Origin of the sequence: Polaribacter sp. SA4-12 (assembly GCF_002163675.1) — a bacterium.
Classification (GTDB): Bacteria; Bacteroidota; Bacteroidia; order Flavobacteriales; family Flavobacteriaceae; genus Polaribacter.
Genome location: NZ_CP019334.1, coordinates 1,468,752 through 1,492,700 on the forward strand (window position 1 = coordinate 1,468,752; position 23,949 = coordinate 1,492,700).

General features: G+C 29.0%; 18 protein-coding genes. 10 read left to right on the forward strand and 8 right to left on the reverse strand.

Annotated elements, in window-relative coordinates:
- Positions 1 to 2: 2 nt before the first annotated feature.
- A complete protein-coding gene (locus tag BTO07_RS06310; protein WP_087520425.1) occupies positions 3 to 710 on the forward strand; it encodes a LytR/AlgR family response regulator transcription factor in 708 nt (235 codons plus the stop codon).
- Positions 711 to 712: 2 nt separating this feature from the next.
- Here BTO07_RS06310 and BTO07_RS06315 read toward each other — a convergent pair whose 3' ends face one another.
- Positions 713 to 1,315, reverse strand: a complete 603-nt coding sequence (locus tag BTO07_RS06315; RefSeq protein ID WP_087520426.1) for an alpha-ketoglutarate-dependent dioxygenase AlkB family protein — start codon at positions 1,313 to 1,315, stop codon at positions 713 to 715.
- A gap of 61 nt (positions 1,316 to 1,376) precedes the next feature.
- Here BTO07_RS06315 and BTO07_RS06320 point away from each other — a divergent pair, with 61 nt between their 5' ends.
- Complete coding sequence (locus BTO07_RS06320; protein ID WP_087520427.1) at positions 1,377 to 2,255, forward strand: sugar phosphate nucleotidyltransferase; 879 nt, start codon at positions 1,377 to 1,379, stop codon at positions 2,253 to 2,255.
- Positions 2,256 to 2,362: 107 nt separating this feature from the next.
- On the opposite strand, the gene BTO07_RS06325 is transcribed toward BTO07_RS06320, so the two are convergent.
- Positions 2,363 to 2,851, reverse strand: a complete 489-nt coding sequence (locus BTO07_RS06325; RefSeq protein ID WP_087520428.1) for a hypothetical protein — start codon at positions 2,849 to 2,851, stop codon at positions 2,363 to 2,365.
- A 48-nt stretch (positions 2,852 to 2,899) separates the two neighbouring features.
- Positions 2,900 to 3,292 (reverse strand): hypothetical protein, encoded by a 393-nt coding sequence (locus BTO07_RS06330; protein WP_198342517.1) that lies wholly within the window; start codon positions 3,290 to 3,292, stop codon positions 2,900 to 2,902.
- A 281-nt stretch (positions 3,293 to 3,573) separates the two neighbouring features.
- Between BTO07_RS06330 and BTO07_RS06335 the strand changes: the two genes are divergently transcribed.
- On the forward strand, positions 3,574 to 6,561 hold the full coding sequence (locus tag BTO07_RS06335; protein WP_087520429.1) for a CheR family methyltransferase: 2,988 nt from the start codon (positions 3,574 to 3,576) through the stop codon (positions 6,559 to 6,561).
- Positions 6,551 to 8,275 (forward strand): sensor histidine kinase, encoded by a 1,725-nt coding sequence (locus BTO07_RS06340; RefSeq protein WP_087520430.1) that lies wholly within the window; start codon positions 6,551 to 6,553, stop codon positions 8,273 to 8,275. Before BTO07_RS06335 ends, BTO07_RS06340 begins: the two co-directional genes overlap by 11 nt.
- 38 nt (positions 8,276 to 8,313) lie before the next feature.
- Here BTO07_RS06340 and BTO07_RS06345 read toward each other — a convergent pair whose 3' ends face one another.
- On the reverse strand, positions 8,314 to 8,721 hold the full coding sequence (locus BTO07_RS06345) for a hypothetical protein (RefSeq protein WP_087520431.1): 408 nt from the start codon (positions 8,719 to 8,721) through the stop codon (positions 8,314 to 8,316).
- Between the two features lie 264 nt (positions 8,722 to 8,985).
- On the opposite strand from BTO07_RS06345, the gene BTO07_RS06350 reads away from it, so the two are divergent.
- The 4 genes from BTO07_RS06350 to BTO07_RS06365 all read left to right on the forward strand — a co-directional run bounded on the left by BTO07_RS06350 (position 8,986) and on the right by BTO07_RS06365 (position 13,729).
- Positions 8,986 to 9,654 carry a BON domain-containing protein gene (locus BTO07_RS06350; RefSeq protein WP_087520432.1) on the forward strand — a complete coding sequence of 223 codons (669 nt, stop codon included), beginning with the start codon at positions 8,986 to 8,988 and terminating at the stop codon, positions 9,652 to 9,654.
- Between the two features lie 1,632 nt (positions 9,655 to 11,286).
- On the forward strand, positions 11,287 to 12,312 hold the full coding sequence (locus BTO07_RS06355; RefSeq protein WP_087520433.1) for a S1C family serine protease: 1,026 nt from the start codon (positions 11,287 to 11,289) through the stop codon (positions 12,310 to 12,312).
- Between the two features lie 124 nt (positions 12,313 to 12,436).
- On the forward strand, positions 12,437 to 13,090 hold the full coding sequence (locus BTO07_RS06360; protein WP_087520434.1) for a dienelactone hydrolase family protein: 654 nt from the start codon (positions 12,437 to 12,439) through the stop codon (positions 13,088 to 13,090).
- 6 nt (positions 13,091 to 13,096) lie between these two features.
- Entirely contained in the window at positions 13,097 to 13,729 is a 633-nt protein-coding gene (locus BTO07_RS06365) for a phosphoribosyltransferase (protein ID WP_087520435.1), read from the forward strand.
- Between the two features lie 8 nt (positions 13,730 to 13,737).
- On the opposite strand, the gene BTO07_RS06370 is transcribed toward BTO07_RS06365, so the two are convergent.
- Positions 13,738 to 15,681 carry an erythromycin esterase family protein gene (locus tag BTO07_RS06370; protein ID WP_087520436.1) on the reverse strand — a complete coding sequence of 648 codons (1,944 nt, stop codon included), beginning with the start codon at positions 15,679 to 15,681 and terminating at the stop codon, positions 13,738 to 13,740.
- 203 nt (positions 15,682 to 15,884) lie between these two features.
- Here BTO07_RS06370 and BTO07_RS06375 point away from each other — a divergent pair, with 203 nt between their 5' ends.
- Both BTO07_RS06375 and BTO07_RS06380 read left to right on the forward strand, forming a co-directional pair.
- Positions 15,885 to 16,946 carry a pesticidal protein Cry7Aa gene (locus tag BTO07_RS06375; protein WP_087520437.1) on the forward strand — a complete coding sequence of 354 codons (1,062 nt, stop codon included), beginning with the start codon at positions 15,885 to 15,887 and terminating at the stop codon, positions 16,944 to 16,946.
- The gene (locus BTO07_RS06380; protein ID WP_087522571.1) at positions 16,924 to 19,224 is read left to right on the forward strand and encodes a glycosyltransferase; all 2,301 of its coding nucleotides are present in this window, start codon (positions 16,924 to 16,926) and stop codon (positions 19,222 to 19,224) included. Before BTO07_RS06375 ends, BTO07_RS06380 begins: the two co-directional genes overlap by 23 nt.
- 24 nt (positions 19,225 to 19,248) lie before the next feature.
- Here BTO07_RS06380 and BTO07_RS06385 read toward each other — a convergent pair whose 3' ends face one another.
- The 3 genes from BTO07_RS06385 to BTO07_RS06395 form a co-directional block, all read right to left on the reverse strand.
- Positions 19,249 to 21,903, reverse strand: coding sequence for a cation-translocating P-type ATPase (locus tag BTO07_RS06385; protein ID WP_087520438.1), 2,655 nt, complete (start codon positions 21,901 to 21,903; stop codon positions 19,249 to 19,251).
- A gap of 123 nt (positions 21,904 to 22,026) precedes the next feature.
- A complete protein-coding gene (locus tag BTO07_RS06390) occupies positions 22,027 to 22,500 on the reverse strand; it encodes an Hsp20/alpha crystallin family protein (protein WP_087520439.1) in 474 nt (157 codons plus the stop codon).
- A gap of 539 nt (positions 22,501 to 23,039) precedes the next feature.
- Positions 23,040 to 23,927, reverse strand: a complete 888-nt coding sequence (locus BTO07_RS06395) for a carbohydrate kinase family protein (RefSeq protein ID WP_087520440.1) — start codon at positions 23,925 to 23,927, stop codon at positions 23,040 to 23,042.
- Positions 23,928 to 23,949: the final 22 nt, after the last annotated feature.

Consider the following 23,949-nt stretch of genomic DNA (forward strand, 5'->3'; position numbering starts at 1 on the left):
TTATGAAATGTATAATTATTGATGATGAGCCTCTAGCATTAGAATTATTAGAAGATTTTATATCTAAAGTTCCGTTTTTAGAATTGGTAGGTGCTTGCTCTAGCGGTTTTGAAGCAACGACTATTTTACAAGAACAAAAAATTGATTTAATTTTTACAGATATAGAAATGCCAGATTTTTCTGGAATCGATTTTATAAAATCTTTAGATAATAAACCAATGTTTATTTTTACAACAGCATACTCACATTACGCTGTAGAAGGTTTTAATTTAAATGCGATAGATTACCTGGTAAAACCAATTCCTTTTCATCGGTTTTTAAAAGCTGCTACAAGAGCACAAAATTTATTAAAATTAAAAATTGAAGAAGAAACTCCTATTGTAGATCAAAAAGCGAGTCCTCAATTTATTTTTGTAAAATCTGAATATGAGAATTTAAAAATAAACCTAGCAGATATAAAATATATAGAGTCTTTAAAAGATTATATTAAAATTCATACGCATAAAGAAAAACCAATTTTAACCTTAAGTAGTCTTAAGAATTTTGAAAAAAAATTAGGAAAATTAAACTTTATACGTGTGCATAAATCTTATATCGTTTCTTTAAAACACATCTATTCTGTTCAAAGAAATAGAATTATTATTGATGATAATTGGATTCCGATAGGTTTAAATTATAGAGATGATTTTATCAAAAGAATAGATAACTAGTTTTACAATTCTATACTTCTAAAAGTTAAATTAATTCTTGGTGATCTTACTTTTTTAGTGGGTGGTAATCTGTGTAACCAATTGGTTTGTGTTCCTTCTCTCATCACCAATAAACTACCGTTTTCTAAAACAATATCTATTCTTTGTTTATTCTCCTTATGCTTAAAAGAAAACTTACGTTCTGCACCCAAAGATAATGAGCCAATTGCTCCATCTTTCTTTAACATTTTTTCTCCATCAGAATGATACGCCATCCCTTCTTCTCCAGAATGATATAAGTTTAGTAAACAAGAGTTAAAGGTTTCTCCACTTTCCTTTTCTACTATTTCTTTTAATTCTAACAATTCTTTTGTGAAAATATTTGCGGTTTTTGTTACTTTAGAATAGGTATAAGAATATGCTGACTCTCCATACCAAGCAACTTTCCTTTTGGTAATTATCTTTTTACCAAAAATAATAGCTTCATCATTTTTAAACTGAATAGATTCCATCAATTTTTGATAATAAAAACTACATTGATTTTTATTCAAAATTATTCCATGATAATTTGTAATTCCATCAAAAGGTAAAATATTTTTTATTGTTTCTGTAGAGAATAAATCCATAAAATAAAAGTACAAATTAAACTTGAAATGATTACTTTTAATACCTTTAAAATAATATTGTATGCATGATAACTTAATAATATTAGCAGGTGGAGCTTCTTCTAGAATGAAAAAACCAGCAACCTCAAAAACTATAAATTCTGATGAAACTGCACAAGCAAATAACAGAAGTAAAAGTTTAATTAGTTTAGATAATACAGGAAGACCCGTTTTAGATTATCTTTTGTACAATGCTAAAAAAGCGGGTTACAAAAACATCTATATTGTTATCAATGAAAAAGGTGGGTTGTTTAAAGAATTCTACGGAAATAAAGAAAGAGACAATGATTTTCACGGATTAAATATTTCTTTTCCGATTCAATATATTCCAAAAGAAAGAGAAAAACCTTTTGGAACAGCAGATGCACTTTTACAAGCTGTTGAACAATTTACAGAATTGAATAATCAATTTTATACGGTTTGTAATAGCGATAATTTATATTCAACAAAAGCACTCAAATTACTAAGAGAGACTGAACATAAAAATGCTTTTATCAGTTATAATAGAGATGCTTTAGAATTTCCTTTAGAACGAATTTCTAAGTTTGCATTAACAAAATTAAATGAGGAAAACGAGCTTATCAATATTCTTGAAAAACCTTCAGAAAATGATGTTCCTAATTTTTATGATAGAGATGGAAAGCTAAGAGTTAGTATGAATATTTTTAAGTTTGATGGAAAAGAGTTTTATCCTTTTTTAAAAAATTGTCCTGTACATCCTATTAGAAATGAAAAGGAAATGCAAACTTCTCTTTTAAATTATATTAGTGAAACCAATAATAAAGTTGTTGGAATTCCACTTTCTGAACACGTTTCAGATTTATCTTCTAAAGATGATATTGTAATTGTAAAAGCATACTTAAAAAAATACTATTCAATATTAGATTGGAATTCTATTTAAGTAGTTATTTTTTTAGCGATCTATTTTATATATCCATTATAGTTACTTTCAAAAGTTTCAATAAAAATCGGTTTTAATAACGTTTAATTTAATTTGGTTGTTATCGATTAATTGTTATCTCTTGACTGCAATAATCCTGGATGATACTTCTTTAAAAAGGCATTTCGTTCAGCATCCATTCTTTTAATCATTTTTTCTAACTCAGCGTGTTGCGTTTTCCAGTTTCTTAAAAAGTAGTCTTCTTTAAAAAAATCACTCATAAAAAGGGAATCTTTTTTAGGGAAAAAAGAGAAGTCTTCATTCCATTTAAATGGTGAATTTTCATCAAAATGCACTTTAAAAGAATTCATAATGCTGTCTAAATTTACTCGTAGAGAATCTCCTTTTACATTTGAATACGACCACAAATAAATAGAATCATACTTTATGAGATTCCCAAATTCGTCATATTCTTTATGCACATCCCACTTTTCTTTGGGTTTAACAATCGTTTTATCTTTTTCTTGTTGATTATTTTCTCCTTGCTGTTGTTCTTTTTTAGGGCTGTTACAACTTATAATAATCAAGATGACTAACAAATTTATTATTTTTTTCATTTTAATATTTTTTAAATTTAATAATTACTACATTTTTATTTAAGCTTTTTAATTCCTTTTACTTCTTCTACTAGTTTGTAAACTTGTTCCTCTTCTCTTTGTATTATCTCCTTGGTGATAATTAGTAATATTATCTCCTCTATAATTTTTTATGCGTACAAACCTGCTTCGTTTAAGGTCGATAGACCTATATTGTGAGGGCAACACTTTAACTGTTAACCAAGCCTTATTTTTTAAATAAATATAACTTCGAAGTGATAAGTCGTAATAAATATTATGCTCAGGAAAATAAACATATCTAACAGTTTCAATTCTATTTGGATAAAACCAAGGTGGTGGGGGTATTTCTAATCTAGAAGAAAAAACTACAGGTCCACAACTTTCTATCATAAACATAGATGTAAATAGTATAATTATTAGAAGGTATTTTCTCTTTTTCATCTGGTTTTATTTGTTATCAAATGATTAAACGAAATTCATTAATAATCATTTAGATAGGTGTTTATCTAATTACGACACCTCATTTCATCATCAAATATATTTATATACAAAGGAAGTATACCTAGAAAGAAAACAAAATGATTAAGGTCATTTTGGTGGTTGATTACATAAAAGAAGCTTTTTTAAATATTTAATAAGTAAAAAAAACCCTAATTTATTTATATATTAATTATCTTTATTCTATTAGTAAAAATCACCTTTTAAATAACAATACCATTTCTATGGCAAAAAAGAAAATAGCTACTACAGAAGAAATTACAAAACCAGTTTCTACAAAAAAAAAGACTGTATCAAACAATAAAAACAATCCTTTTCTTGTAGTGGGTATGGGTGCATCTGCAGGTGGCTTAGAAACTTTTAAGGAATTCTTCTCTTCGGCACCAAAAAATATGGGTATGGCTTTTGTTATCGTACAACATTTAGACCCAACACATAAAAGCCTTATGGTACATCTTTTAGAAAGCCATACAGATATGCAAGTGCAAGAAGCTAAAGATCATACACTCGTTTTACCCAACAATGTTTATATAATTCCTCCTAATAAAGATATGGCTATTTTTAAGGGTATATTACACCTTATGGATCCATCTGCTGCTAGAGGGTTTAGAAAACCAATAGATTTTTTCTTTAAATCTCTTGCAGAAGATCAACAGGAAAAAGCCATTGGAATTATTTTATCAGGAACTGGTACAGAAGGTACACTTGGGCTAAAAGACATTAAAGGCTTAGGAGGGCTTACTATTGTTCAAAATCCAATTACAGCTAAATATGATGGAATGCCAAGAAGTGCAATTTATGCTGGAGTAGAAGATTTTGTTCTTGAAGTTAATAAAATACCAGATGTACTTATTAAGTACGCTAAAAACAGAACGCTTAACACAGGAAGAAAACCAACAATAGCATCATCAATTAATGACCTGCTTGAAAAAGTCTTTATCTTACTGCGTAATGAAACTGGATGTAATTTTGGAGATTATAAAAACAGTACTGTTATACGCAGAATAGAAAAGCGAATGGCATTAAACCAAATAAATAAATTAGAAAACTATTTAAAATACCTTCAAAAAAATAAAGAAGAAATTAAAAAGTTATTTGATGAATTACTAATTGGTGTTACCAGTTTTTTTAGAGATAATGAAGCTTACAATATAATTGAGAACACTATTATTTCACAAATAGTTAGCAAAAAAAAAGAAGGAGATACCATTCGTATTTGGGTTGCAGGATGCTCTACAGGTGAGGAAGCATACTCCTTAGCCATACTTTTTGATGAAGCTATTAACAAGCAGACAAAATCAATAAAGTTGCAAATTTTTGCTTCTGATTTAGATGAACGTGCAATAAATATTGCAAGGCAAGGTGTTTACCCAGAAACTATTTTTACAGATGTAACACCAGAACGTTTGCAGCGTTATTTTAAAAGTGAAGCTAATACCTACAGAATTAATAAAGAAATTAGAGATAAAGTTATATTCTCTGAGCATAACTTAATCAAAGACCCTCCTTTCTCAAAACAAGATATGGTAAGCTGCAGAAACTTACTTATCTATTTAAATATTGAAGCACAAAAAAAAGTGTTTGCCATATTCCATTATGCTTTAAACCCAGAAGGAATATTGTTTTTAGGAAGTTCGGAATCTCTTGGGGAATATGCCGATTTATATGAAGTAATCGATAGAAAAAACAAACTTTTCAAACATAAAAAAGTAACTAAAGACAAAATACCAGATATTGGCTATTTATTTAGAGAACCTACAAATTTTAAAGCTACTACTACCAATGTTACCCTACCTAAACGAGAACAATTTAGCAATCTGTCTAAAATTACAGAGCAGTTACTTTTAGACAATTACGCACCTGCTAGCGCAATTATTAATTTAAAAGGCGAAGCAGTTTATTTTACTGGAAATACAGGTAAATACTTGCAACCTTCACCTGGAGAAGCAAGGCTTAATATTGTAGATATGGCAAGAGAAGGACTTAAAACCGACCTGCGTGCAATAATCTCTAAAATAAGGAAAAGTAACGCCATAGAAATTAGAAAAAACATTAATGTAAAAACAAATGGTAATCATCAAATAATAGATTTGTGTTTAAGACCTTTAAAACATCTCTTACCTAATGAAGATTATTTTATGCTTACTTTTGAAGATAAAGACATACCTGCTACCGATAATAAAAATGTACAAATAAACCATACAGACGACACCTCAGAATTACAAGCTTTAGAGCAAGAATTAATTGCCACAAAAGAATTTTTAAGATCTACAATAGAGCAATTAGAAGTTTCAAATGAAGAGTTAAAGTCTTCTAATGAAGAGTTACAATCTAGTAATGAAGAGTTGCAGAGCACTAATGAAGAGCTAGAAACCTCTAAAGAGGAACTACAGAGTGTAAATGAAGAAATTGTAACGGTTAATACAGAACTACAAGGTAAAATTGATGAACTAGCACAAGCTTATGATGATATGAATAACTTGCTTGCCAGTACAGAAATTGGCACTATTTTTCTGGATGCCAATTTAAATATTAAACGATTTACACCACCAATGTCTAAAATTATAAACCTTATACAAAGTGATGTAGGAAGGCCTGTACAAGACTTATCATCTAACCTTATTTATGAAGGAATAATTGAAGACGCTAATAAAGTATTAGAAAAGCTTGTTCCTTTTCAGGCAGCGGTAAAAAGTAATGATGGTATTTGGTACCAAATGCAAATAATGCCATATCGCACATCTCTAAATGTTATTGAAGGTGTTGTTATTACTTTTGTTGATATAACTAAAGAAAAATCGCTTGCTGTAGAATTAAATGAAATTAATGACAACTACGAACATCTCTTAGAATTAACACAAACAACAGTATATACTCAAAACCAAGACCTTATTTACACAAGTATGCTGCAGAAAGGTGTAGCGTTTCAATCGCAACTATTGGTTGGTAAAACAGATCGAGATTTCTTTTCTAAAGAAGATGCAAAAAAATTAGAAATTTTAAAAAATAAAGTACTAAAAACAAAAAAAGCATACAGGGATATTGTTTCCCTAGAGATTGGAGGAAAAACTCAATATAACAACCTTACAATAAGACCAATTATTATCGATTCAGAAATTACTGGAATTGCTTGTACATCAACTGATATTACTGAGTTGTATCAAGCAGAAAAAAAATTAAAAGACATCAATAAAAAAATGAATGGCAGCTAAAAATTCCATAAATGATAAATTAAGAAGAAGAGCAGAAACTAAGGTTGATAAAAATCTAGATTTGCTTAAAGATGTTACTTTGGATAATGCCAAGGTTTTACTGCACGAACTTGAAGTACACCAGATAGAACTGGAAATGCAAAATGAAGAGTTACGTGAAACCCAACATCGTCTTGAAGAGGTAAAAGATCAATATACAGATTTGTTTGATTTTGCTCCTATAGGTTACTTAGTATTAGATAAAAAAGGAGTAATTGTAAACATTAATCTTACAGCCTGTGATCTTCTAGGTGTTGAACGCGCATTAATTAAAGGCAAACCTCTTTCTGCTTATATGGAAAATGGTGAATCTCAAAAATTATTCCTAAAATTACAGGATGCTTTTAAAACAGGTAATCTTGAACATTTTGAGCTTGAAATGAGACATAAAAGCAACACTTTTTTCACAGCATCACTTCAAGGTATTATAACATTAGATAAAAATCAATCAGATTATTTATGTAGAATTTCATTTCAAGATATAACTAGTACCAAAGAAGCTGAAGCCATAATACTTAGACATAAGATTTTAAAAAAAGAAAAAGAAATAATACAGCAATATTTAGATTTAGCTCCTATTATTTTTCTTTTATTAGATACAGATAATCAGGTGCAAATGATTAACCAAAAAGGATGTCATTTAATAGGTGGAAAAGTTCAAGATATAATTGGGGAAAATTTGTTTGAGGTTTTTTTAAGGGATTTTGATACTAATTCTACTGAAGAAACCTTTTTAAATTATAAAAAAGATAGCACATCAATCCCTTCTAACTTTGAAAGTAAATTGATAAATACTGTTGGTAAAACACAAATTATATCGTGGACAAATGTCGGTTTGTTAGACGATAAAGGAAAACTTACAAGTACTTTAATGGCAGGTGAAGACATTACCGAACGAAAAAAAATAGAGAACATTAAAGAACAATACACACAAGATCTTGAAGATATAGTAGAGCAAAGAACACTCAAGTTGACTGAAGCTTTACATAACGAAAAAATGGTAAACGAAATGAAAACGGCATTTGTTTCTATGGCATCTCATGAGTTTCGCACACCATTAACCAGCGTAATGTCATCTGCTATCTTATTAAACAAATATAATAACCTCCAACAATACAATAAACAACCACGACATATAAATCGTATTAAATCTTCCGTAAAACAACTTACAGAAATACTCGAAGATTTTCTATCAATGGATAAATTAGAACGAGGAATTGTAAAGACAAATAAAGATTCTTTTAATTTAAAGATATTAACTCAAGAAATACTAAAAGAACTAGAATGGTCTTTAAAAGAAAAACAACTCATACATTTTGAATACAAAGGAGACTCTATGGTTGTTTTGGATAGAAAAATCTTAAAAAATGTATTTATGAACCTAATTACGAATGCCATAAAGTATTCTGACACGGATATATTAGTTACTACAACTGTAAAGGATAATATTGTCTCTATTGGTTTTATAGATAAAGGAATTGGTATTCCTAAAGAAGACCAAAAACATCTATTCAGCAAGTTCTTTAGAGCAAAGAACGCTGCTAATATTCAAGGAACTGGGCTTGGTTTAAGTATTGTAAAACATTATGTTGATTTATTGAATGGAGAAATTTCTTATGAAAGTAAATTAGGAGAAGGTTCTAAGTTTTACATTTCATTACCACAAAAAACTTAAGACTTCATTTATAATCTCTTCAACTTAAAGGAAAATCATCATAAATTTTTTACAAATTTAAAGACAATTTTCTTAAACTTTAGAAATTCATTTTTAAAAGAATCCATTCTAACCATGAGCTTACGATGGTTTTCTCTATAAATTGAATCGGATACTCCTTTTTCATTTTTTTGCAGCCTAGATAATATTTTTTCATGTGCAATAATATCATTCTCCATATATTTAAAGAGATTGACATGTATACCTTCTAAATCTTCCAAAATTTTTCTAAAATCTTTTTGATGATCTTCTTGAGGCTCTTTTTTCTTAAGTAAAATATCGAAAAATTTAATCTCATCTTTCCAAAAATCTATGGTTCCTAACCATTCTTGACTTTCAAAATGTAAAACATTAAGTCCTGCTTCTAATAATAATGCTGATTTTGGATTTAAAACTTCTGTATTCATATCTTTAAATTTATTGATTTTTATTAGCAATGAAAATCTTATTATTCTAATCAAAAAAGAACAGATAATTAGAAACACAAAGGTTTCAATTATTAATACAAAACAAAATGATGTAGGTCATTAAGACAATAAACTTAATGACCAAAATGAATAAAAAATAAAATGTTAAAAAACACATCAACTGATACTGATCATTTTCAACAACTTACAGTTAATATACATTTGAAAAACATTAATAATTGTTAAATTAAAATTATATAAATTATGAAAACAGATGCAGAAATTAAAGAAGATGTACTAGATGAATTAGCATGGCAACCTAATATCGATGAAACTCAAATTGGAGTTATTGTTGAAAACGGAGTAGTAACCCTAAGTGGTGTTGTTAATAATTACGCTAAAAAATTAGCTGCAGAAAAAGCAGTAAAAAGTGTTGATGGTGTAAAGGCAGTAGCTGAAGACATTAAAGTTATTTACGGAGTAAATTACAAAAAAACAGATAAAGAAATTGCAAAAGCTGTTGTAAATGCTTTTGAATGGAATTCTTCTGTTCCTGAAGATGATATTACCATAAAAGTAGAAAACGGTTGGGTTTACCTATCTGGTGAAGTACAATGGATGTATCAAAAAAATGCTGCAAAAAATACAATTAAAAATTTATTGGGTGTAAAAGGTGTAAGTAATTCTATTAAATTAGAAAACAATATTGAACCTAAAGAAGTAAAAGACAGAATTAAAAAAGCTTTTCATAGAATGGCAATGCTAGATTCTAATGCTATTACTCTTGAAACTCATGGCCACACAGTAACATTACGAGGAAAAGTACATTCTATTAAAGAAAAAGAAGATGCAGAAACAGCTGCATATAATGCTCCTGGAGTTTACGATGTTAAAAACGAACTTAAAGTACAGTATAGTACAGAATATGCGTAGCATTATTATTACTAAGTACAATTTTATAATAATAACCCTGATTTTATTAATTAAAGTCAGGGTTATCATTTTAATAAAAAAACAGTTATAGTGAATACTCTCAAAAAAATAATATAACCAAAACTTTATTTGCTGTTTTAATTAAATATTTAAATAAAAAACACTCAATTGATCTAGGTCATTTTAGAACCTGAAATACCATTGTATCTTAGCTGTATAATTAGTAACAAAAGCGTTCTTTGAAAAAATATAAATATAGATTTTGATGTAGCAATATAGAAAAATCTTAAGGGTGTCTAAACTCTTTTTAACCATACTTGTTTTTGTGTTAACTTAGAAATAAGTGTATGCATAAATGATGTAATTGGCAAAAAAGAGATACAATACCTTTTAGAAAGCCAGAACATTCTGGTGTTCTGGTTTTCTTTTAAAATATAATTAAAGTACAGATCTCTATTTACTGTAAAGTGAGTAGGATCGTTGTGAAGGGATTGATATAAATTTTTATCAAAGATTCATTTGTTTTAGATTCTAGCAATAGAATGTTTAAACATATTGAATTAATGGTTGAAATGAAATTAATCTCATCATAAGAAACGGGAAGCCTTGGCTTCTCGTTTCTGTTTTAATTAAATATTTAAATAAAAAACACTCAATTGACATAGGTCATTTTAGAACCTGAAATACCATTGTATCTTAGCTGTATAATTAGTAACAAAAGCGTTCTTTGAAAAAAATATAAATATAGATTTTGATGTAGCAATATAGCAAAATCTTAAGGGTATCTAAACTCTTTTTAACCTTACTTGTTTTTGTGTTAACTTAGAAATAAGTGTATGCATAAATGATGTAATCGGCAAAAAGGTGATACAATACCTTTTAGAAAGCCAGAACATTCTGGTGTTCTGGTTTTCTTTTAAAATATAATTAAAGTACAGATCTCTATTTACTGTAAAGTGAGTAGGATCGTTGTGAAGGGATTGATATAAATTTTTATCAAAGATTCATTTGTTTTAGATTCTAGCAATAGAATGTTTAAACATATTGAATTAATGGTTGAAATGAAATTAATCTCATCATAAGAAACGGGAAGCCTTGGCTTCTCGTTTCTGTTTTAATTAAATATTTAAATAAAAAACACTCAATTGACATAGGTCATTTTAGAACCTGAAATACCAATGTATCTTAGCTGTATAATTAGTAACAAAAGCGTTCTTTGAAAAAGATAAATATAGATTTTGATGTAGTAATATAGCAAAATCTTATAGGTATCTAAACTCTTTTTAACCTTACTTATTTTGTAATAACTTAGTAATAAGATTATAGATAAATAATGTAACAGGCAAAAAAGCGATACAATACCTTTTAGAAAACCTGAACATTCTGGTGTTCGGGTTTTCTTAAAAAAAACAATTAAAGTACTGATCTTTATTTACTGTAAGCTAAGTAAGATCGTTGTGAAGGGATTGACATAATTTTCGTCAAAGATTCATTTGTTTTAGATTCTAGTAATAGAATGTTTAAACACATTGAATTAATGGTTTAAATGAAATTAATCTCATCATAAGAAACGGGAAGCCTTGGCTTCCCGTTTCTGTTTTAAACTACTTATATTAAGAATAACTACATATCATGAAAGAAATACTCTTTGTTTTTTATTTTTTTATAACATTTATTGGCACTGCACAAAAATTAGCAGACTGCTATGAAAATGTCAAATCTTCTGTCGTTGTCATAAATGTTTTAAGTGTTGCTCCCAAAGCCACAAAAAACAACCTAACATTAGTAGCTAAATCTTTACAAGGATCTGGTGTTTTAATTTCCGAAAAAGGAGTTATTTGGACAGCTTCTCATATTGTACAAGCTGCAGAATTGGTTAAAGTTGAGTTTTTAAATGGAGCTGTTTATGATGCAGAAGTAATATCCAATAATCCTTTAGCTGATATCGCTTTGATAAAAATTAAGGGCGATTTTATTTTAAAAGGTGCAAAAGTAGCTAAAATTGGAAATTCTGATAAGCTTAGAATAGGCGATGATATTTTTATTCTTGGTGCACCATATGGTCTTAAACAATCCATAACAAAAGGAATATTAAGTGGAAGACATATTCATAAGGGTTTAAGTGATGATTTTAATAACATCGAATTTCTTCAAACTGATGCAGCTATAAATCATGGTAGTTCAGGAGGACCAATGTTTAATATGAAAGGAGAAGTCGTTGGCATAACTAATAGTATGTACACTTTATCAGGTGGATTTAGTGGAATTGGTTTCGCAATATCATCAAATACAGCTAAAAAGCTAATGATGGAAAAACCTACTATTTGGACAGGTATGAAATTTGTAATCGTTAGTGGAAATATAGCCAAAGCACTTAATGTTCCAAAAGAATCAGGTTTATTAATTCTTAACTTATCCTCTAAAGGTGTCGCTAATAAAATAGGTCTTCGTTCTGGTACTATTGATGCCACTATTGACGGTACAGACATCGTAATTGGAGGGGATATTATATTAGATTTTGCAGGAATCGGTTTTAATACATTTGATTTCCGAAGTAAAATAAAGAAAAAGTTAGAAGAGTATGGTAAAAGAGATTTAATTCCAATAACTATTTTAAGAAATGGTAACATACTTTCTCTCGAATTTGAAAGGGAATAGATTTACTTAAAATAACCTAATTTATTAAATCTAGTTTATATAAAAATAGTGACTTAGGTCATTTTGATAAATAGTATCTATATCTATTTTTGTTTATAACGATAACATTTCAAATAAATAAAATATGCAAACTACATTTGAAACTATAAACTACCAAGCAATAAATATACCTACAAAAGAGATTATACTAAAAGGGCGTTTACGAATTGCGGAACGTAAAAAAGGGCTTATCATTTTTTCTCACGGAAGTGGTAGTAGTCGATTAAGTCGACGAAATAATTATGTTGCAGACTTGCTTCTACAAGAAGGTTATTCATCAATATTGTTCGATCTATTAACTGAAAAGGAAGATTCAATATATGAAAACAGGTTTAACTTAGATTTACTTGCTCAGAGATTAGTTATAGTAACTAAATGGGTTGACAAACAAAAAGAAATACAGAATCTACCTATTGGCTTTTTTGGTGCAAGTACAGGTGCTGCTTCGGCTCTTATTGCAGCAACATTATTAGGTAATAAAATAAAAGCAATCGTATCTAGAGGAGGAAGACCAGATTTAGCACAATCTATTTTAAATAAAATAAAGACACCAACACTTTTAATTGTTGGTGGCAATGATAATGTTGTCATAGAATTAAATAAAAATGCTTTTAGCCAATTAAAAGGAATCAAAAAAATTGAAACTATTGCAGGTGCAACACATTTATTTCCAGAACCAGGAAAGTTAGAAGATGTAGCTAAATTAACTTGTAATTGGTTTGATAAATACTTAAAATAATTAAAAATGATATTTAAAGATAGAATTGAAGCAGGTAATCTATTGGCTAGCAAATTAGAGGCTTATAGAGGCCAAAATGCTATAATTCTTGCGATACCAAGAGGAGGAGTTCCTTTAGGCTACATTATTGCCAAAAAGTTGCATTTACCTTTAGAAGTTGTGCTCTCTAAAAAAATTGGGCATCCACTTCATAAAGAATATGCAATTGGTGCCGTAACATTAAAGAGTAAGGTTTTAAGTGATGCCGCAACAGAAGTTGGGAAGAATTATATAGAAGAAGAAATTAAAAGAATTAGAACACTGCTTACTAAAAGGTATCAAGAATATTATAGCAACAGAACTCCTCTTAAATTAAAAGACAAAATATTAATTATTGTTGATGATGGAATTGCAACAGGTAATACCATTTTATCTACCATAGAGATGCTTCATAAAGAAAAACCAGAAAAAATTTTAGTGGCAATTCCTGTGGCTTCTCAAAGTGCAATACAAAAGCTACGAAACACACCTTTTATAGATGATGTTATTTGCCTTAACACTCCTGTTAATTTTAGAGCTGTTGGTCAGTTTTATCAGAATTTTGACCAAGTTGATGATGCAGAGGTTAAAATCTTATTAAATAAGGAAACTGTAAATTAATTGTTTATCTATTTATCAAATAATCCAAATGGGTGAATGTCTGTAAGCTTTGTTGGTGCTGTTTTAGTTTTTAATGGTGTAATCGCTTTTGTTTTATTAAACCAAATATATTCATCAAACTGAGATGGTAATACTGCTTTAAAATAATGACTCATCAATTCTGTTTCTGGTTTATAAACGACTCCAATAGCACGTTGAAATTTTGGAGTACTTAATAAATCTCTCAATTTTTTTTCTGAATTTTCTTCTCGCAAGGGCAGTGTAAAATTAGGTACATTAGTTTTGTGACAAAGATTTTCATAACTATTCTCTATAGACTCATTCACATTAATTTTCTCCATAGATTCTCCCCAATTTCTGGCTGCTGCAACAGTACCGGTATGAGTACCAAAACCAATATGATAAGACTTAGTTCCAAAATGTTCTTTACACAAATGTCCAATATTTATTTCACCTCTAGCGTACATTTCAGTTGCTAAGGCATTACCAATATGAGAATTATGTGCCCAAACAACGGCTTTAGAATCTTTACCAAAATAAGACAACAATGATTTTAAGGTATAAAACATATGAAAATCTCGTAAATTCCAAGACTCTGCACTACCATAATACATTGCTCTATAATAACGTTCTGCATCAATTACAACCGTTGCATTTTGATAAGCATAAAAATACTCTTGAGAATGATTCAATTTGTTTTTGTTTTTTAACAAGTCAAATAACATATCAAGAATTTCTTTCTCACAACCTGCTATTTTATTATTAGCTACCAACCTACCATAAACTGCAGGGTTTGACATATAAGGTGTAATACACGCATATTTTGATTTTGCTAATTCTGCTAACTCTGTATCAATATCTGTAAGATATTTAATAACTAAATCTATTGAGTTTTCTAATCCATATAAATCTAAACCATAAAAACCTATGGTATTATTATGCTTGGAATTGTGTTTTTTTAGCCACTCAACAAAATTAAGTACTTCTTTATTTTTCCACATCCATTGTGGAAAACGTGCAAAAGGCATCCAGTCTTGTGATTTGTATTGATTTCTTGTGTAATTATTAATTTGTTCAGCATCAGACCAATCTGCTTCAGCACAAACAAAATTAAATCCTTTTTTTTCTATAAGTGCTTTTGTAATTTCTTGTCTCGTTAAATAAAACTCCGAGGTTCCATGAGAAGCTTCTCCCAATAAAACTACTTTAGCATCACCAATTCTTTCCAACAATCCATCGATAGGAAATTTTTTAATGGTTTTAAAGGGAAGAGAATTAATTCCTATTTCATCGACACATTCTTTTTCTGAATATGTTTCAGTTCCTATTTTAGGTAGTATTTTGGGGTTTGGTATAAAATAACTATCCTTTACTGCTTTTTTAGCATATTCGTTTTCAGATATTCTTATTATAATTTCTAGAATTACATGAGACCAATCTGGACCTACAGGAGCTAATAATTTAGCCCCTAATTTTAGTTGCTCTTTTATGGTTTTTGTTATTTCTTTAAATTCTGTAGCAATTAAAATGGCATCGAATGGCCCTTTTTCTTCCCATCCAATTTCTGGATTTCCTGTTTTTATAAATACATTGTCAATATCTATCGATTTTAAGACTTCCAACGTCCAATTTGCATACGTTTCATTCGTTTCAATAGTATAAACTTCTTTATAAATTTTTGAAAGCACCACTAAAATATAAATAGAGTCTACACCTGTTATTAGAATTTTATCTTGCTTTTTTATCTTTAATTGCTCTAACATTCGGGCAACTACAATAACTCTTGGTTCTGTTTTTTCTAATGATTTTTCAATTCTTATATCTTCATAAAAATAAGGATGAAGTATTTCTGATAAAAAAAATGCTTCAGGTATGTCTTGAAAAGCCTCTAAAAGTAATTCATTACTTATTCCCTTGTCTTCTAACTGTTCTTTGATGCTTATTTTTTTCATGATCTTTTTTTTTAAATATTCTAAGCGATAAAACCTTTAATGTTTAGAAAAGCATTACGCTGTTTGTTTATCTTTTTTAATCATTTTATTTTATCAGCTCCATTACTAAGAAATATAAATTTAGTACAGTTTATGAAATTACAGAATGACACAAGTCATTGTGGTTCCTTACTGCATAATTTAAATTTAACAAAAAGTGAAAAATGGAATTGGTTACCAAACACGGTGTTATTATAGAAAAAACAATAAATAGTTTTGAGAATTTGGGAGTTTTTAATCCTGCTATTATGCAAGAAGGAAAAACGGTTCATATGTTTTATCGCGCTGTTAGAGAAGGTAATTTTTCTACGATTGGATATTGTAAATTAGAGGGTCCTTTAAAAATTATTGAACGAGCTAAAGAGCCAATATTTTATCCTGAAACTCCAGAAGAATTCCAGGGAGTTGAAGATCCTCGAATCACTAAAATTGAAGATACTTATTATTTGTCTTATGCTGCTTATGATGGTATTAATGTATTTGGTGCGTATGCAACATCAAAAGACTTGAAAAAATTTGAACGCGTAAAAATCATTACACCTAAGTTTACTTTTGAAGAATATTCTGAGTTGATTAAGAAAAATTTTAAGAAAATTAGTCTTATGCACTTAATGTTTTACAATCTATTTAATAGATATAGATTGGCAAAACTAATGAAGAGTAAAATATATGTATGGGACAAAAACATTGTGTTTTTTCCAAAAAAAATAAAAGGAAAATTTGCAGTCTTACACCGATTATATCCTTCAATTCAAATTTTGTATTTCAATTCTCCATCAGAACTTACTCATGAATTTTGGAAAGATTATATATCAAATCTTCAAAAACATATTGTACTTATTCCAAAATACAAATTTGAAAATGGGCATATCGGTGCAGGATGCCCACCAATTGAAACAAAAGATGGTTGGTTACTTATTTATCACTCCGCACAATTGACTCATAAAGAATATACTTATCATGCTTGTGCAGCTCTTTTAGATCTTAAAAATCCAAAAAAAATAATTGCTAGATTAAAAGAACCATTGTTTTCGCCAACCGAATCTTACGAAAAAGAAGGATATGTAGATGATGTTGTTTTTCCAACAGGAACAGCTGTTTTTGATGAAGAACTATATATCTATTATGGTGCTGCAGATAGCAGTGTGGCAGTAGCTTCTGTAAATATTAATACTCTTTTAAATGAACTTAAAAAAAATAAAGATGAAAGAAAAAACAAAATCTAAGATAGTATTCCTATCTACAATTCCTCCTACTGAATGTGGTATTGCTACTTTTACTACAGATCTTGTTACTGCTATTTCAAAGGGTTTTAATGATAGTATAGAACCTTTATTATGTGATTTAACCAGCAATCCAAAATCTAATAATGGACATTTTAATTTGAATCCAAAAGAGAAGAGTGAATATAGTAAAGTTGCGGAAGAAATTAACAAGGACCCTTTAATTAAATTAGTTCATATTCAACATGAATTTGGTTTGTTTGGAGGAAAATATGGAAGTTACCTTCTCTATTTTTTAGAAACCATTAAAAAACCTGTTGTTCTTACCTTTCATAGTGTTATTCCAAATCCTGACTTAGATATAAAATCTTTTGTGCAAGTGCTTTCTTCATATGTAGATTCTATTTTTGTAATGACCAAAAAATCTCAAAATATTTTGATTGAAGATTATTTGATTCAAGAAAATATGATAACTTATATTCCACATGGAACTCATATTGTAAACTATGCAGAACCTAGAGATATAAAAAAGAAATTTAATTTAGAAAACCGTACATTATTATCAACTTTTGGTCTTTTAGGACCTGGAAAATGTATTGAAACTGCGATAAATGCATTGCCTGAAATAATTAAACATACTCCTAACCTTCTCTATTTAATTATAGGTAAAACGCATCCAAATACTATTGAGAATAACATTGATAATTATAGAGATTATCTTAAATGTTTGGTCGTATCTAATAAATTAGATAACCATGTTCTCTTTATAGATCGTTATTTAGAAATTAACGAACTACTTGAATACTTAAAAGCTACAGATATTTATCTTTTTACTTCAAAAGACCCAAATCAAGCTGTTAGTGGCACTTTTACGTATGCAATGAGTTGTGCTTGTCCTATGGTAGCAACTTCCATTCCTCATACAAGAGAAGTACTAACTTCAGATTCTGGTATCTTAATAGATATCGAAAATTCGAAACAACTCGCTGAAGCTGTAGAAAAAATACTCTCTAATGATGATTTAAGAAACTCTATGGCTATAAATGCTTTTCAGAAAACAAGAGAGTCTTCTTGGGAAAACATTGCCGTAAAACACTTAAATTCATATAAAAAACATATCGATAAACTAGAAGAAGTTCAATTTAAGTATCCATATATAAACTTAGATCATATTAAGAGGTTAACTACAACACTAGGTATCATTCAGTTTAGCAAAATAAATAAACCAGATATTACTTCTGGATATACACTTGATGATAATGCTCGTGCTCTAATTGCTATGAGTATGAATTATCAACTTTATAAGAATAAGGAAGATTTGCTTTATTTGAATGTTTATTTAAATTTTATAGAACGCTGCCAACAAGAATCAGGTAATTTCACTAATTATATAGATGAAAACAATCACGAACATATTCAGAATTCTTATGTAAATCTAGAAGATTCAAATGCACGAGCAGTTTGGGCACTGGGATATGTTATTTCTTTAAAAGAGGATCTTCCTAAATCAATTATCAATAAAGCAACAATTTGCTTACTCAAATGCTCTCAATGGGTTCCTAACTTACTATCTCCAAGAGCTATTGGTTTTGCTATAAAAGGCCTGTATTTTTATTATGTAGGAACTAAGGACAAATATGTAATATCTATTATTGAAAAACTAGCGAAGAACTTAATAACCAATTACGATATAAACGCCATAAAGGATTGGAAGTGGTTTGAAAATTATATGACTTATGCGAATAGTATCCTTCCTGAAGCAATGTTGTACACCTATCTTTTAACAGGAAAAAAGAAATATAAAAATGTAGCTATAGAGTCCTTTGATTTTTTATTATCCAAAATATTTATTAACGGAAATTTTAAGGCTATTTCAAACAATGGCTGGTATCAAAAAGAAATAGAACCTAATCAGTTTGGTGAACAACCTATTGATGTTTCTTATACAATACAAACATTGAATATTTTTTACAAAACGTTTCAAAGAGATGATTATAGATCTAAAATGGAAATAGCTTTTAGCTGGTTCTTAGGTAAAAACCAATTGAGTCAAATTATGTACAATCCAATTACTGGTGGATGCTATGATGGTTTAGAAAAAACGCACGTTAATCTCAATCAAGGTGCAGAATCTACTGTGTGCTATCTCACTGCTCGTTTAGTGATGGAACAAAATAGTATTTCAGAACAACGAGAAATCATCAAAAGACAAAAACAAGTTGTACTTCAATTGTTGGGAAATAAAAGAGATGAAAAATATAGAAAAATTGCCCAGAATTAATTTGAAAAACGGATAGTTTTAAACTTACAGTGTACCGCCAAAACGTTTAATTATTTGAGCTAAAACTAGTGAGCTCATAGAAAATATTAGGATTGTTAAAAATTGACCTGAAGATAAAGACATTAACGAAAGTGCTTTAGATATAACAGGTATGATATAAGCTAAATATGTTAAAAATATACATAAAATAATAGCTACCCAAATCCAGATATTGGTAGTAACTTCATTTTTAAAAAATGATAAATGACGTGCAGGCATATTAAAAACATTGAGTAGCTGAGAAGAAATAAGTGTATAAAACCCCATATTATTTATTTGATTTGCAGAAAGATGTAATACAAAATAAGAATATACGGTAATACCCAAAACTGCTAAACTTATACTTATTCCATAAATTATTGTTGTTCGCCAATGTTGCTTTGTCATTATTGGCTCTCGAGCATTTTTTGGAGGTAATTGCATTATATCTTCCTCTCCTTTACCTAATCCTAAAGCTAATGCTGGAAATATATCCGTTATAACATTTAAAAATAGAATTTGTAAAGGCAACAAAGGAGATGGTAAGTTTAAGATTGCAGCAACACCTACAGAAAGTATTTCGGCAAAATTACTCGATAAAAGATACACAACAAACTGACGAATATTTTGAAAAATTACTCTTCCTTGTTTTATAGCCAATTCAGTTGCAATAAATCTATCATCTAAAAGGATAATATCTGCTGCTTCTCTTGCAGCATCAGTACCTCTAATTCCCATAGCAATACCTACATTTGCTTTCTTTAATGCAGGAATATCGTTAATACCGTCTCCTATCATCCCTACAATATTGTTATTTTTCTGAAAGAATGTTATAATGGCTATTTTTTGCTCTGGAGTAACTCTTGCAAAAACAGAAGCATTTAGAAATTGTTCTTTTTCATTTTTAGTAAGCGTATCAATATCTTGAAAGGAATTCCCTAAGAAAACGTTCCCTTCAGAACTATTTTCGGTTAATAACCCTATATCTGTAGCTATTTTTTTTGCAGTTCCTGGATGATCTCCAGTTACCATTATCACCTTTATTCCAGCTTTTTTATAACTTTCTATTATTGGCTTTACATCTTTTCTTGCAGGATCAATAAAACCAACAACACCTATAAAAGTAAAATGTTCTAACAGGTCTTTCTTTTCTGGTTTTGATGTTGTTTTTTTATATGCAAAAGCTAATGTTCTAAAACCTTTAGAAGCCAAGTTATTGACTTTATGAATCCATTCTTCTTTGGTATCAAAAAGTTTAGATTCCCCATTTTTTAAAATCATATTACATTGCGTAACAACATTTTCAAAAGCACCTTTCATATAAACACTATAACCATCTGTATTAGAATTTGCGGTTATCATCATCTTACTTTTGGTATTAAAAGGTATTTTTAAAATTTCTGGGTTGTTATTTCTGATAGATTTCAAATCGAATCCATTTCGCTCTGCAAAATCTAATAAAGACAAATCTATAGTATCTCCATATCTTTCTTGTAACGATAATTGCACATCATTACAAAGTATGCCCGTTAGAACTAGTGTATCAAAATCTTTTCTTTGCTTTAATTTTGGTAAAAAATGGAATTCATTAGAATGTACGTTTTCTATCAATTGCGTTCCAAGCACAAGAGTTTGTACTTTCATATCATCTTCAGTAAGTGTTCCTGTTTTATCTGTGCAAATAATATTGGTTGCTCCCAAAGTTTCTACATCTCCTAATTTTTTGATAATCACCTTCTTTTTTGATAGTAGAACCATTCCGTGAGCAAGAGCAATAGTAGCTACAATTGGTAAACCTTCAGGTATTGTTGCCACAGCTAATGCAATTCCTGTTTGAAACATTAGCAAAATATCATTTCCTCTAATAATACCAGAAATCACAATAAATATGGTAAAAAAGAATGTTAACCAAATAAGACGCCCACTTAATCGATTTAATTTTTTTTCAAGAGGCGTATGTTCTTCTTTAGCATTCATAGCCATTTGCTGAATTTTACCTAGTTGAGTATTCATTCCCGTTGCTACCACAATGCCTTTTCCTCTTCCAGAAAAAACAGTAGTACCTTTAAAAATCATATTGATTTGAGAAACTATGGGAGTGTTAATATCCGTCAACTCATTTATCTGTTTTTCCACAGGAATACTTTCTCCTGTTAAAGAAGCTTCTTTTATCATTAAGTTTTCTACGGAAATTAAACGAGCATCTGCTGGTACAACATCACCTCTTTTAAGAATAATGATATCTCCAGGAACCAACATTGTTGTTTTCACTTCTATAATCTTACCATCTCTAATTACTTGAGAGAGTAGATGGCTTAGACTCATTTTTCTAAGTGCTTCTAGAGATTGTCTTGCTTGCAACTCCATAAAAAAACCTATTGCTGTTGTAATAACAATAACAATAAGAATTGCAAACCCCTCTAACCAATTTTGAAATAGAAATGCAAGTAAGGTTGCAATAGCCAGAATATAGATAATTGGATCAATAAATTGATTGGCTAAAATTTTCCATTTACTTTGCTTCTCCTTTTTTAAAATTTCATTTTGTTTGTAATAAAGAAGGCGTTTTGATGCTTCTTTTGAGCTTATACCTTTATTGATATTTGTTTCAAAGTTTTTGGCTACATTCTGAAAAGAAATTGAGAAGTAATGATGTATCATCTTTGTAACGTATAAAAAAGGTGATTATTAAACCACCCTTTAACCTAAATAATAAAACTATTACTTAGGTTAAAGGGTGATTCAGTTTGAAGAACAAAAAAGCTATATTAGAAACTAGTTGTACTAAGCTATTTCTATTTTCTTTGGTTCTTCCTTTTTAGTTTCTTCTTTTTTAGCAAGATCAAAACTAAGAATTCCATCGTGGTAACTAGCCGTAATTTCCTCTTCCTTAATATTTTCTGGTAATAGTAGTGATCTCGAAAATGAGTTGTAGCTGAATTCCTTTCTTGTGAAATTATCCTCTTTTTCTTTCTTAGAGTCTGACTTTTCTGCAGAAATATTAAGATAACCATCATCTACGGTTACTTCAAAATCTTTCTTTGAAAAACCAGGAGCTGCAAGTTCTATTTCAAATTTATCATCTTCCTCTTTAATGTTTAAAGCAGGCTCTTCTGATTTTCCATTCCAAAAATTTTCTAATAACGACTGACCATTATTCCATAATCGATTTCCTGAAAAATCATCGGAATCAAAATAATCTCTTGTTATTAAATCTCTAAATGGTCTTTTTCTGTTTTTAAATTTTACTAGTGACATAATTTTATAATTTATGATTAAACAATTTATCTATTACGAATTTATCACCATAATGTAATTTATGAAATGACCTAGGTCAATAGGCACATAGAAAAGTCAACATATTTTTTTTCTATTTAGTGTTTTTAAATTTATATGTTGATTGTCCGTTTTTTTTAACACTAGTACGTTTATTTCTTAATATTACTATTTTATACGAAAATTTAGCACAAGATTGAGTGGTACTACGATTTTTATGCTCTAATATTTAGCTTATACTTTCAATTGAAATACCATTCGAAATCGTTCTTATAGTTGTAAATGTAAAACGCGATAAACGAAAGGTTAGGTTTTTATTGACATCAAAAATAGTTGCTATTTCCTTTAATTAGCCATTCCTTTTTTGATTGCATAGCACTGTAATAAAATTTGTTTATCTAATAAAACCTGGAGCTTCTTATACTTCTCTAAAATTGATTCTGCAGTACGTATTAATGGAAAAGTACTTTGAGTTTTTTTATCCTTTTGGTTTTATCTTTTTTTTACATCTCACAAAATATTTAATTCAATGGATTAATAAAATCATTAATATTTTCTATTGTAATTTTAGGGTTTGCTCCTTCACTTTGTGCTACTAATGCACCAACTGCACAAGCAAAATCTATTGCTTTTTGAGGGGCAACTTCATTTAATAATTGACTTGTTAATGAGCCTAAGAAAGAATCGCCAGCGCCTACTGTATCTATTACCTTTATTTGAAAACCACTATTATAAAATAATTTACCATTGTATAATAAAACAGCTCCATGTGGACCTTTTGTAACACAAACGTGTTTGGTATTTGTTTTTTCTGCAATAAATTTTATGTTCTGCTCTAAGGAATTATATTTTGAGCCCAGTGTTTTACAAACTTCATACAACTCATCATCATTAAACTTAATGAAGTCAGCTTTTTCCATTAAATATGATAGTACTTCTACTGTGTAATATGGTTGTCTTAAGTTTAAATCGAAGATTTTATATTTTGCAAATTCAATTAATTGATACAATGTATTTCTAGACGTTTCATCTCTTGCAACAAGACTTCCAAAAACAAAGGCATCAGCATTTAGAACTAAATTTCTTGCTCCTTCTGTAAATCTTATTTTATCCCAAGCCCTTGGATATTTTATATCATAAGACGCAGAACCTTTTTCATTGAGCATTACATTTACCTTACCTGTTTGGAATTCTTTTTTAATTTGAATATTTTCTGTATTGACTTTATTTTGATTTAAATACTCAATTAATTTTTTACCATATTCATCTTCACCTATTGCACTTACCATTGCAACCTTATGGTTGAATGAACTTATTCTACTGGCTACGTTTAATGGAGCTCCTCCAATTTTTTTATGTGTAGGAAAAACATCCCACAATACTTCACCAAAACATACTATTTTAGACATCTTTTAATTTTTTTTTATCTGT

Coding starts and splice junctions, on each gene's coding strand:
- BTO07_RS06355 (WP_087520433.1), top strand. CDS start 11,287: ATGAAAGAAATACTCTTTGTTTTTTATTTTTTTATAACATTTATTGGC.
- BTO07_RS06350 (WP_087520432.1), top strand. CDS start 8,986: ATGAAAACAGATGCAGAAATTAAAGAAGATGTACTAGATGAATTAGCA.
- BTO07_RS06315 (WP_087520426.1), bottom strand. CDS start 1,315: ATGGATTTATTCTCTACAGAAACAATAAAAAATATTTTACCTTTTGAT.
- BTO07_RS06390 (WP_087520439.1), bottom strand. CDS start 22,500: ATGTCACTAGTAAAATTTAAAAACAGAAAAAGACCATTTAGAGATTTA.
- BTO07_RS06375 (WP_087520437.1), top strand. CDS start 15,885: ATGGAATTGGTTACCAAACACGGTGTTATTATAGAAAAAACAATAAAT.
- BTO07_RS06360 (WP_087520434.1), top strand. CDS start 12,437: ATGCAAACTACATTTGAAACTATAAACTACCAAGCAATAAATATACCT.
- BTO07_RS06325 (WP_087520428.1), bottom strand. CDS start 2,851: ATGAAAAAAATAATAAATTTGTTAGTCATCTTGATTATTATAAGTTGT.
- BTO07_RS06330 (WP_198342517.1), bottom strand. CDS start 3,292: ATGAAAAAGAGAAAATACCTTCTAATAATTATACTATTTACATCTATG.
- BTO07_RS06395 (WP_087520440.1), bottom strand. CDS start 23,927: ATGTCTAAAATAGTATGTTTTGGTGAAGTATTGTGGGATGTTTTTCCT.
- BTO07_RS06380 (WP_087522571.1), top strand. CDS start 16,924: ATGAAAGAAAAAACAAAATCTAAGATAGTATTCCTATCTACAATTCCT.
- BTO07_RS06310 (WP_087520425.1), top strand. CDS start 3: ATGAAATGTATAATTATTGATGATGAGCCTCTAGCATTAGAATTATTA.
- BTO07_RS06335 (WP_087520429.1), top strand. CDS start 3,574: ATGGCAAAAAAGAAAATAGCTACTACAGAAGAAATTACAAAACCAGTT.
- BTO07_RS06385 (WP_087520438.1), bottom strand. CDS start 21,903: ATGATACATCATTACTTCTCAATTTCTTTTCAGAATGTAGCCAAAAAC.
- BTO07_RS06370 (WP_087520436.1), bottom strand. CDS start 15,681: ATGAAAAAAATAAGCATCAAAGAACAGTTAGAAGACAAGGGAATAAGT.
- BTO07_RS06340 (WP_087520430.1), top strand. CDS start 6,551: ATGGCAGCTAAAAATTCCATAAATGATAAATTAAGAAGAAGAGCAGAA.
- BTO07_RS06365 (WP_087520435.1), top strand. CDS start 13,097: ATGATATTTAAAGATAGAATTGAAGCAGGTAATCTATTGGCTAGCAAA.
- BTO07_RS06345 (WP_087520431.1), bottom strand. CDS start 8,721: ATGAATACAGAAGTTTTAAATCCAAAATCAGCATTATTATTAGAAGCA.
- BTO07_RS06320 (WP_087520427.1), top strand. CDS start 1,377: ATGCATGATAACTTAATAATATTAGCAGGTGGAGCTTCTTCTAGAATG.